At 72.8% G+C, this 11,092-nt stretch carries 9 protein-coding genes; 6 read left to right on the forward strand and 3 right to left on the reverse strand.

Going from position 1 to position 11,092, the window contains the following annotated elements:
- Both H5J33_RS11715 and H5J33_RS11720 read right to left on the reverse strand, forming a co-directional pair.
- Positions 1-381: hypothetical protein (locus H5J33_RS11715; protein WP_181794837.1), on the reverse strand; the 381-nt coding region annotated here is incomplete at its 3' end.
- A 73-nt stretch (positions 382-454) separates the two neighbouring features.
- The gene (locus H5J33_RS11720) at positions 455-859 is read right to left on the reverse strand and encodes a VOC family protein (RefSeq protein ID WP_181794838.1); all 405 of its coding nucleotides are present in this window, start codon (positions 857-859) and stop codon (positions 455-457) included.
- Positions 860-952: 93 nt separating this feature from the next.
- Between H5J33_RS11720 and H5J33_RS11725 the strand changes: the two genes are divergently transcribed.
- From H5J33_RS11725 to H5J33_RS11745, 5 genes are all read left to right on the forward strand, one after another.
- Entirely contained in the window at positions 953-1,942 is a 990-nt protein-coding gene (locus H5J33_RS11725) for a YafY family protein (RefSeq protein ID WP_181794839.1), read from the forward strand.
- A gap of 160 nt (positions 1,943-2,102) precedes the next feature.
- The gene (locus H5J33_RS11730) at positions 2,103-2,426 is read left to right on the forward strand and encodes a trypco2 family protein (protein WP_181794840.1); all 324 of its coding nucleotides are present in this window, start codon (positions 2,103-2,105) and stop codon (positions 2,424-2,426) included.
- 81 nt (positions 2,427-2,507) lie between these two features.
- A complete protein-coding gene (locus tag H5J33_RS11735) occupies positions 2,508-6,437 on the forward strand; it encodes a tetratricopeptide repeat protein (protein ID WP_181794841.1) in 3,930 nt (1,309 codons plus the stop codon).
- Positions 6,438-7,024: 587 nt separating this feature from the next.
- A complete protein-coding gene (locus H5J33_RS11740; protein WP_181794842.1) occupies positions 7,025-8,374 on the forward strand; it encodes a dicarboxylate/amino acid:cation symporter in 1,350 nt (449 codons plus the stop codon).
- A 186-nt stretch (positions 8,375-8,560) separates the two neighbouring features.
- On the forward strand, positions 8,561-9,442 hold the full coding sequence (locus H5J33_RS11745; protein WP_258565020.1) for an endonuclease/exonuclease/phosphatase family protein: 882 nt from the start codon (positions 8,561-8,563) through the stop codon (positions 9,440-9,442).
- A gap of 580 nt (positions 9,443-10,022) precedes the next feature.
- Here the strand turns inward: H5J33_RS11745 and H5J33_RS11750 are convergent.
- On the reverse strand, positions 10,023-10,469 hold the full coding sequence (locus H5J33_RS11750) for a hypothetical protein (RefSeq protein WP_181794843.1): 447 nt from the start codon (positions 10,467-10,469) through the stop codon (positions 10,023-10,025).
- 354 nt (positions 10,470-10,823) lie between these two features.
- On the opposite strand from H5J33_RS11750, the gene H5J33_RS11755 reads away from it, so the two are divergent.
- Positions 10,824-11,092 (forward strand): helix-turn-helix transcriptional regulator (locus H5J33_RS11755; RefSeq protein ID WP_181794844.1); only part of this gene is annotated, 269 nt, incomplete at its 3' end.

Raw genomic sequence — 11,092 nt, forward strand, 5'->3', positions numbered from 1 at the left:
CCTGATCCAGCTCGCCGAGTTCGTGAAGGCGTTCGAGGAGAAGTTCGGCGCGGGAATGGCCGGGGCGACCGGACCGCCCGCGCGCTCCGGTCGCCCCTGTTGCCGCTGACCAGCCGTCACGCCGGCCCTCGGCCCGCATCCGGTGAACGCCGCGTCGCCGACGAACCGGTTCCCGTTGCCGTCGATTTCCGAGGCCGTGACGACGACGGTGGAGTCGACCCCGATGACGTTCCGCGGGATCTGGAGGTTCCACGTCCCGTTCCCGGGGGACCAGGTCCACCAGCCCCGCCACCCGGCGGTGACGTTCCCGCCGATGGCCGCGAGGCCTTGTGCCTGGTCACTGGACTGCGAACTGCCGGTGACGCAGGCGCCGATTCGCATGTCACTCGGTAAGTCCGCGGTGACATATGAGGGTTGCGGCGATTGGCATCCCCCCGGCCGACCGTCGTGATCGTCAGCGGGCGAACTTCTCGATGGCCGCGGGGGTGACGGGGGTGAAGAAGTTGACGAGGTTGCCGTCGGGGTCGCGGAACAGCAGCGACCGGTTGCCCCAGGGCATCGTGGCGGGCTCGTTGACGAACTCGGTGACGAAGCCGGTCAGGTTCTGGTGCACGCGGTCCACGTCGTCGACGAGGAACTCGGTGATCACGCTGTGGTTGGCCGCCGGGCGGGCGGAGCCCGGGGCGAACAGCGGGACCGTGCGGGTGCCGGCGATCGCGAGCGTGGCACCCGCGGTCCTGATTTCGGCGAAGTCCTCGGTGGCCCACGTCGCCCGTGCTCCTGTGGCCCGCTCGTAGAAGGCGACGAGGCGCGCCACGTCGCTGGTGATGACGCGGATCGAGACGAAGTCCGTGTGCATGGGAATCTCCTTGGCCGTGCTGGAAGCGTGCACGTCGCAGGGTAGGACGAATAGTGGACAGAATCGGTCCTCTATTCGCGTTAGGCTGCGGACATGTCCCGACCCACCGGCCGCGTGCTGACACTCCTGGAGCTGTTGCAGTCGGGCGGCACCCGGACGGTGGCCGAACTCGCCGACCGGCTCGGCGTCGAAGGGCGCACCGTGCGCCGGTACGTGGACCAGCTGATCGACCTCGGTGTGCCCGTGGAGTCGGTGCGCGGCCGCTACGGCGGCTACCGGCTCGCCCCCGGGTACCGCCTGCCGCCGCTCATGCTCAGCGACGACGAGGCGCTGGCCGTGCTGCTCGGTCTGGTCGCTGGCCGCCGAGCCGGGTTGACGACGACGGAGCACACGGCGAGCGAGACGGCGTCGGCGAAGATCAGGCGGGTGCTGCCCCGGCACATCGCCCGCCGGCTCGACACACTCCTGGAAGCTCTCGCCTTCACGGACCAGCCCGGCGAGTTCGGCACCCCGAACGCCGAGGTCCTGCTCACGATCGCCGACGCGGTGCGCCACCACCGCCCGGTCTCGCTCCGCTACACCGACCGCGACGGACGGCGCAGCGAACGCACGCTGCACGCGTACGGGATCGTCGCCCACGCGGGCCGGTGGTACGTCACGGGCCAGGACGCCCGGAGCGGCGAGGACCGGACCTTCCGGCTCGATCGCATCGCGGACGCGCGGACCCTGCCCGGCTCCTTCGAAGCGCCGGCGAGTCCGAGTCCGGCACAGCGCGTGCTGTCAGGGTTCGCCACGGCCGGGTACCGGCATGAGGTGATCTTGCGCATCCATGGGACGGTCGAGCAGATCCGCGCCCACCTTCCGGCGAGCGTCGCGAGCGTGGCGGAGCAAGGGTCGGCGGCCGGCGAGGACCCGGCGACCGAGCGCTGGCTGCGCGTCGAGCTGCGGGCGGAGCGGCTCGACTGGTTGCCTCCGGTACTCGCCGCACTCGACCGGCCGTTCGTCATCGAGCGCCCGGACGAACTCCGCGACCTCGTCATCGCGCTCGCCGATCGCCTCTCGGCCCACGCCCGCCGAACCTGACCCAGGGCAACCACTCGTCCGCAGTCTCGCCACGTGCCGACCGTGCGACGGAGCCGCCTCCTCTTCCGGCGGCCCGCATTCCGCCCCCGGGAGCGCCCGGCTGTCGCTACCGTGGACCTCGCGCCGCCCGGACCGGGCGGCCATAGGCGGGGGGGATCGTATGTCACGTTCCGGGGAAATCGGCCTGGCGGACGCGGTGGCGGCCATACGCGAGGAACTGCTGGCGGCGGCCGAGAGCGGGAACGGCCAGGAACTGCAGTTCACCGTGGGACCCGTGGACCTGGAGTTCACCGTGGTACTGCGTGCCGACGCCACCGTGAAATCCGGCTTCCGCGCCTGGGTGCTGTCCGGCGACGCCGAGGCGGGGGTGGGCCGCGAGCGCACCCAGCGCATCGCCTTCACCCTCACCCCCCGCCATGCCGACGGCCGGGACTTCTCCGTGCGCGGCGGCTGGAACCGGCCCACGGGCTCCGGCAGCCGCTGAACCCGCATGGAGGGCTTTCGTCCGGTCGGCGTGGTCGGCCTCGACGGCCCCGGGTCGGGTTGTCTCGTAGGACCACGCCTGGTGCTCACCTCGGCCCACCTCGTCCGCGAAAAGGGCGCCGAGGTGAAGCTGTTCCGGCCCCGCCACGATGGTGATCACGCCGGAGAGGTGGTGTGGTGCGGCACTCCCCACGGCCGCGATGACGCGGCGCTGGTCCGCATCACCGGCTCCGAATGGCCCGAACCGGCGGGCCGGCCACCGCGCTGGGGCCGCTTCGTCACCCACCGGACGGGGCAGAAAGCCGCGATCTGGGGTCTTCCCGATGTGGTCCAGCGTCCCGGCCGGGACATCGAGGCCTACCAGCTGACGTGCGAGATCAACCCGGGCAGCGGGTTCGTGCACGACCGCCACTACTGCACCCTCGACCAGCACCCGCCCACCTGGCACGACCCCAAGAGCTCCCCATGGGGCGGCCTCTCCGGCGCCCCCCTGTACTGCGGGAACCTGCTCGTCGGGGTCGTCGCCGTCGACCCGGCCCACTTCGCGCACGGCACGGTGACGGCGGTGCCCGTCCCCGTCCTGGACTCCGACCCGGACTTCCGCGCCGCCCTCGTGGCGGCCGGGGCCTACACCCCGCCGGAAGGCGTCGAACTGAGCGCACTGGCCGACCTCGGCCGACGGCCGCCGACCGCACCGCCGGTCTCTCCCGCGGGACTGCTGCGCGCCGAACGGAACGTCGTCCCGTTCTACGGCCGCACCGAGGTTCTCGCCGACCTCGAGGACTGGTGCGCCGCGGACGGCTTCGGCGCCCTGCTGTTGCACGGCGCCGGCGGCCAGGGGAAGACCCGGCTCGCCGGCCGTCTGGCCGCGGACCTGACCGCCGCCCCGGCCGACCGGGCGGGGGACCGCCCGCCGTGGCAGGTACTGTGGCCCGCCCCCGAGGCACGGCCCGACGACCTCGAGGTCGTCCGGGACGTCGCCGCACCGCTGCTGGTCGTACTGGACTACGCCGAGACCCGCCCCGAACAGGCCGCGGCCCTGCTGCGCGCCGCCGCGGCACACTCCGGCGGACACCCCCTCAAACTGCTGTTCCTCGCCCGGTCCGACGGTGACTGGTGGACGGCACTGCGCACCCGGGAGGCCTACGCCAGGGACCTGCTCGCCGGGGCACGCAAGCTGGCCCTCACCGGGCTCCAGCCCGACCCGGACGACCGGCGGCCCGCCTACCGGCGCGCCCTGACCGCGTTCGCCGTCACCCTGCCCACGCTCCCCGCGCCGCACGGCCAGGAGAAGCCGGACTGGGCCGCCCTCGCCGCCGCTCTGCCCCCGCCCGCACTGGACGAAAGCGGCCACGGCAACGCCCTCACCCTGCACATGACGGCGCTCGTCGACCTGTTGGACGCGGCTGCCCCGAGCGGTCCGGGCGCGACGCGCGGACCCCTGCACGACGAGGCGGAACAGGTGGAGGACCGGCTGCTGGAACACGAGGGCGGATACTGGCGGAACAGCGCCGAGGCGCGGCCGGACCTGCACGGACACCTCAGCCAGGACACGCTGGAGGACGCCCTCGCCGCCGCGCTGCTGGTCGGTGGAGTGGACCGGGAGGAGGCCGACGCCGTACTACGACGGCTGCCCTCGTTCGAAGGCCTCACCCGCAGCCGCCGCAACAGTGTGCGCGCCTGGATCGCCGGGCTGTACCCGCCTGCCGGAAACACCACCTGGGGCAGCCTGGAACCCGACCGGCTCGCGGAACGGTTCGTCGGCCGGCGACTGCACGACGACCCCGCCCTCGCCCACCACCTCGCCCGGGGCGCCGCACCCGCACAGGCCGCGCACTTGCTGGACCTCTACACCAGGGCCGCCGCCCACCCCGTCTTCCACGGCGAGCTCGACACCCCGCTGAGCGATCTGTGCCTCGCCCACCAGGAGATCCTCGCCCCGCACGCCGTCGGCCTCGCCACCCGCACCACCACACCCGAACCGCTGCTGGCGGCCCTGGACGCCATCCTCACCGATCCCGGCCTCACCCCGGACACACTGCGCCGTCTCACCGGCAGCCTGCCCTCCTACAGCGAGCGCCTGGCCCCCTGGGCCGCCCGCCTCACCGAGCGCGTCGTCACCCACCACCGTGCCCGCCCGCCGGACGACCCCGCCCGCAACCCACACCTGGCCACGAGTCTGGGCAACCTGGCCCAGCGGGTCACCGAGCTCGGCGATCGAGAGCGGGGGCTGGAGGCCGCGACCGAAGCCGTCGCTCTCTGGGAAAGCCTGGCAGCCACGCAACCCGGCCTGTGGCAACCCGAGTTGGCCGCCGGCCTCGCCACCCTCAGCGGCCGGCTCGCCGACTTCGGCCGGGGCGACGAGTCCCTGGAGGCGATCCGGAAATCCATCGCGATCCGGCGCCGGCTGGCGGACCACGACCGCGACACGCACCTGGGTGAACTCGCCGGCGGGCTGCTCAACCTCGCCATACGGCTGGACGAGCTCGGCCGACTGCCGGAGTCGCTCGCGGCGAGCCGCGAAGCGGCTGGACTGTACGGCGAGTTGTACGGCCGGCGGCCGGCCCCGCACCGTGCCCATTACGCCCACGCCCTGCACACCCACGCCATCGCGCTGCGCCGCACCGGACACCTGTCACAGGCCTGCGAACAGGCCGAGGAGGCGGTGCGGCTGCGGCGCGAACTCGCCACACAGCTGCCCGACGCCCACCTGCGCGACCTGGGCATGAGCCTGACCACCCTGGGCAACGTCCAGGAGCAACTCGGCCACCTGGAGGCCGCGGCGACCACGGCGCAGGAGGCCGTCGACGTCGCCCGGGCACTCATGCGCCGGCGGCCCGAAAGCCACCTCCGCCTCTTCGTGGCCGCGCTGGTCGGTCTCGCCAACCGGCTGCACGGGCTCGGCCGCCACGACGAGGCACTGGCGATGAGCGAGGAGGCCGCGGCCGGTGCTCGCACATGTGTGGCCGAGCGCCCCGAGACGGACCGCGTCCTGTTCGCCCACACGCTGAAGAACCTCAGCGCCGACCTCGCCACGGTCGGACGGCACGACAGCGCCCTGGCCACCGCCGTGGAAGCCGTCGGCGCCGTACGCGAGGCGGCCCGCACCAATCCCCGGGAGGCGAGAGCCGAACTGCCCGGCGTACTACGGCGGTCGGCGAGCTGCCTGACGACGCTCGGCCGCCCGGCCGAGGCACTGGGGCCCACCGTCGAGGCCATCGCCCTGCTGACCGCGCTGGCCGACGAGGACCCGGCCCGCCATCAGCCCGCCCTGGCCACCGCCCACCTCGCGCACAGCGAGCTGCTCCAGCTGCTGGAGCGCACCGAGGAGTCGCTGGACGCGGTCGAGTCGGCGGTGCGGTTGCTGTGGCGGATGGACGGCCTGCCCGCCGAATGCGACCCCTTCATCACGGCACTCGTGATCGACCGGTACGCCATGCAGCGCTATGCCCAGGGACGATGGGGCCCCGCGTTGCGGGGAGTGGACACGGCCCTGCGGATCCACCGGATCGCAGACCAGCCGCAGGCCGGCGCGCTCGCGATGTCCTTGCACCACCGAGCCGTCATGCTGCTCCGGCTCGAGCGACACGACGAGGCGGACCGGGACCTCGCCGACGCGATCACCCTGCGGCGCGCCCTCGTGACGACGGATCCCCGCGCGCACGTCCCGGACCTGCTGGACGCGCTGGGAACAAGGGTCTTGTGCCTGGCCGAAGCCGGCCGCCTGCCCGAGGCCGCGTCGGTCCTCGCCGAGGCCCTGGAGGTGGTACGCACTCCGCTGCGCGCACTGCCCGGCCCCCCACCCGCCTCCTGGGCGCTGCCCCTCTACCGCATCGCCGTGGCCGGCACCCGGCTCTGCACCACCCGACAGGACCGCGAACGGTCGGCCGAGGCCGCGACACTCCTGGGGACCCCGCCCCGAAAGCAGGCGCCGGGCCCCGACATACCGCGCGCGATCCGACTACTGGCCCGACTCCGGCCACCCGGCGCACCCCACCCCTCGGCGAGCTGACGCCCCGTGCGCTGCGCACCTGCCTCACCCTCTGCGCGCCCTACGGCCTGCGGGCGACGTACCACCACCTCACGCTGAGCGCCGCGATCCCCCGGCGGCTGGAGAAACGGGCCGGGCGGCGGGCTGGATCCACCCCTCGGCCGTGGTGGCTGAGACGTGGATGGGTGGGTCGAGCTGTGCGGCCGGTGCGCAGGGGCGTCGACGTCGTGGCCGTGCGGGCGGCCGCACCGGATCATCCCGCGGACCCCGTACACCAGCCACCGCTACGGGGCACGGCGAAGGCCCGGGAAGCCGAAGCGTCTGCCGTGACCGGCCGGCGCTGCGGAAGCCCCGCCCCCAAAGAACTGCTTTGAGCGTCTCAAAGTACAAGTGTTAACGTGTTCGATGTGAAGACATCTGTGCGCCCCCGTGAAGCCACGAGCCCCCTACTCGTGGCGCGCCTGCATGTCGACCTGTGCCGCTGTATGTCCGCGGTCTGTTGCCGCGCGGTGTGACCGGCATCGAGCAGCGGCGCCGCGCGTAGCGCGAGTGCGCCGCACCCACCCCCGCCCTTTCCGTGTTCCTTCCCCGATACGCCCTACTGGAGTGTGTCCGTGTCCGCGTCCGCGAGCACCGAAACCCCTGCCAAGCCCGCCCGGCGCATACCCGCGGTCCCCTTCTGGGCCCAGATCGTCGCCGGTCTCGTCCTCGGCGTGGTCCTCGGCTGGATCACCCGCAGCTATGACGTGCAGTGGCTGCACACCACGCTCGACAAGGTGGGTCACATCTTCGTCCAGCTGCTGAAGCTGGCCGTCGCCCCGCTGGTCTTCTTCGCGATCCTGGTGTCCATCACCAACCTGCGCAAGGTGAACAACGCCGCCCGGCTGGCCTCCCGCACCCTGCTCTGGTTCATGATCACGTCGCTGATCGCGGTCGCCATCGGCCTCGTGATCGGCCTGATCACCAACCCGGGCGCGGGTACCGGACTCACCCCGAAGGACGGTAAGACGCCCGAGCAGGCCGGCTCCTGGCTGGACTTCCTCACCGGCATCATCCCGAAGGACGTCATCACGCCCTTCACCGAGCTGAACGTCCTGCAGATCGTCTTCATGGCCGCCGTCGCCGGCATCGCCGCCCTGAAGCTCGGTGAGAAGGCGCAGCCGATCCTCACCCTCAGCGAGTCGGTCCTGGAACTGCTGCAGAAGGCCCTGTGGTGGGTCATCCGCCTCGCCCCGCTCGGCACCGTCGGCCTCATCGGCTACGCCATCGCCGACTACGGCTGGGACCTCATCGGCAAGTACGCCACCTTCACCGCCGACGTCTACATCGGCTGCGCCCTCGTCCTCTTCGGTGTCTACCCGCTGCTGCTGGCGACCGTCGCCAGGGTCAACCCGGTCCAGTTCTTCAAGGGCGCCTGGCCCGCCATCCAGCTGGCCTTCGTCTCGCGCTCGTCCGTCGGCACCATGCCGGTCACGGTCAAGGTCACCGAGCGCCTCGGCGTGCCGAAGGAGTACACCTCCTTCGCCGTCCCGTTCGGCGCCACGACGAAGATGGACGGCTGCGCCGCGATCTACCCGGCCCTCGCCGCGATCTTCATCGCCCAGATCTTCGACGTGCCGCTGAGCGTCGGCGACTACCTGCTGATCGCCTTCGTCTCGGTGGTCGGCTCCGCGGCCACCGCGGGTCTGACGGGTGCCACGGTCATGCTGACGCTGACCCTGTCGACGCTGGGCCTGCCGCTGGAGGGCGTGGGCCTGCTGATGGCCATCGACCCGGTGCTGGACATGATGCGCACGGCCACCAACGTCGCCGGCCAGGCACTGGTGCCGGTCGTCGTCGCCGCCCGCGAGAAGATCCTCGACCTCGACGCGTACAACTCCGCCTCGGGTTCTCCGGTGGACGACGAGTACGACGTGCGCGATGCCGAGCAGAAGGTGACCGTGCCGGTCACCGCCTGACGCTCCCTCCCACGATGGCGCCCCCATCGGCCGGCAGGCCGGCGGGGGCGCTTGCGCGTGCGGCCACCGGCCGCCGCCAGGTGTTCACCCGCGCGGGTTCGCCCCGATCGGCCTTCCCCCGAGGAACCGACCGGTTCTCGCGGCTGGTCGTACCGGCGCGACTCGTTCGGGCAGGATGGCAGGGGCATGCCGGGTGAGGAGGCGATGGTGTTCGGTGGACGCGCGCGTATGTGGGCGGGCGCCTCGGCCGTGGCGTGCGCGATGCTCGTAGGCCCCAGTGCGCCGACCGGAGCCCTCTTCGCCAGGCCACTGCCCGCCGAAGCCGCCGAGGGCGTCGTACCGGACCGCGTCATGACGTGGAACATCTGCAACCCGTGCGGCGCGGGCGACCTGGACCGCGCGAGGGAGATCGCCACGTACGCGCCCCAGGTCATCGGCCTGCAGGAAGCCTGCGTGCGCGACGTCGAGAGGATACGGATCCACCTGAAGCGGTTCTACGGGCTGGTCTACCACGTCGAGTACGGCACGGTTCTCCGGGACTGGGGCCGCTGCGGGGGAGTGCCGTGGAATCCCGGGGCCTACGGCCAGGCGATCCTCTCGGCGGCGCCGATGGCGGACCCCGTCAGCGTCGAATACCCCGACGGCGGATCCGAGGACCGTGGGTACCTGGCGGTCACCACCACGGTGGACGGCCGGTCCGTCCGCGTCTTCGACACACACCTCGCCCAACGGCGCCAGGAAGCGGTCCGGGCAGACCAGACCAGGGTACTCGCCGCGGCCGTCGCCCGGTACGACCGCGCGATCGTCCTCGGCGATTTCAACGCCGTGCCGGACGCCCCCGAACTCGCCCCCATGTGGGAACTGGCCACGGACGCAGATCCGCGGTGCCGTCCCATGCCCACCGGCGGCTGCCTCCCGACCACCGACTGGCAGAGCAAGTTCGATTACGTGTTCCTGCGGGGCATCGTCCCGCTCCGGCACCGTGTGCACCCGAGCCCGGACTCGGACCACCACCTGGTGCACGCCGACCTGGACATCGACCAGGACGGCGATCAGGACGGCGGTTGAGGCCGGCCGGTGACCGGGCGACCCACGGCCCGTCGGATCGGTCGGCACCCCGCGTCGACGTGCAAAGGACGCGACGCCGTGGTGGACGCCCCGCACGAGGAGGCCGGGGCGGACGGCACCGGCGCGTACGCCCGTGCCGGGATGCCGCCACCGTCCTTCCGCACGCCGGGCGACGGGGACGGGACGGCGATCGCCGGTGCCCGCCGTGCGGGCCGGCCCAGGCCGTTTCCATACCGGAGGACCCCCCTACGACCCCCGGCAACGCCACCGCCACCGGCGCCGTCCCCTGTTCGGCACCGGAAGGCGGCCGCGCCGTGGGCCGCATGGCCGCGGGACGCCCGTGTTCGCCCGGCCGTAGTACGAGCCGGCTCCCGGCGGGCGGCATGCCGGTGCCCGCTGAAGGCGTCGTACGCTCCCGCGGGGACCGGCTGCCGGACGTCGCCCGGCAGCCGGTGGACCACCCGCCCCGGTACACCGCGCGGCTCATCGGCCCCCGCCGTCGGCGAGTGCTCCCGTCGCCCGAGTGCTCCGCGCCCGGACAGCGCCCGCGCGGCCGGCCCGTGGTCCCGGCCTGCCCGTCTCAGGACCACTTCTCCGCACGGACGAAGGAGCCCTGGCGGCCGTCGAGACGCACCTCGAGCCAGTGGCGGGTGCTGCCGGCCTTCCCCTTGGCGATGATGTGCCCGTTGGCGTCGCACCGCTTGTAGCCGCTGCTCGCGATCTGCTTCCAGTGGCCGCCCTTGTACTCGAAGAGGCGCACCCGCATGGAGGCGTGGGAGTTGTAGCACCGCAGCACGGCACGGGCCGGCTCGCTCGGCGAGCGGTGGTTCCCGGACGTCCACCGGCCGCCGCGCTGCGCGGGGACCCAGCTGCTGCCCCAGATCGTGTGCCGTCCGGCCCGGGCCGCGACCGCCTTGGCGGGGGCGGCCGGCGCGGTTTCCGCCACGGCCACGTCCGAGGCGAGCGCCAGGCCGGAGCCGAGCGTCAGGGTGGCCGTCGAGAGCGCGAGGGTCTTGCGGAATTCCATGGTCGCGGTTCCTTCCCCGATGGGCGGGACGACGTGCGCCCGGTGTCGTGGTGCTCCGGACGGGCGGTGGCTTCGGGGCGTCTCGCCCGGTCCGCCGTGCTTCCCTCCACAGGTTTGCCGCCCGGTCCGGCCGGTCGCCATCGGCTTCGCCCCTCGTGGGACACCATGGGACGCCTGCTGCCGTGACCTGCTGGGACGCCCGATGGGACGGCGAATCGGTGGGACGCCGCCCGCCGGGAACATGGCCGAAACCACCGGCGCGACCGTCTGGCCCGCGCGAGCGGCACTCGGTATACCAAGCGTGGGCGGCCGGGCCGGGGGGCCTTACGGGAGCCCGATGCCCAGGGGGGGCACATGGCGCGTTGGAAAGAATTACCGGACATGCACGATCAGCGGGCCCGGCAGCTTTTCGTGCAGTTGCGCAGACTGAAGGACCGCAGCGGCATGAGCCTGTCGTCGCTCGCGACCAAGACCGGCTACAGCCGCTCGTCATGGGAGCGCTACCTCAACGGCAAGGCCCTGCCGCCGCGCCAGGCGGTCGAGGAGCTGGCGCGGGCCACCGGGGCCGACCCGACCCGACTGCTGGCCCTGCACGAAGTCGCCGAAGAGGTGTGGCAGCAACG

Origin of the sequence: Streptomyces sp. WELS2, from assembly GCF_013870595.1 — a bacterium.
Lineage (GTDB): Bacteria > Actinomycetota > Actinomycetes > Streptomycetales > Streptomycetaceae > Streptomyces.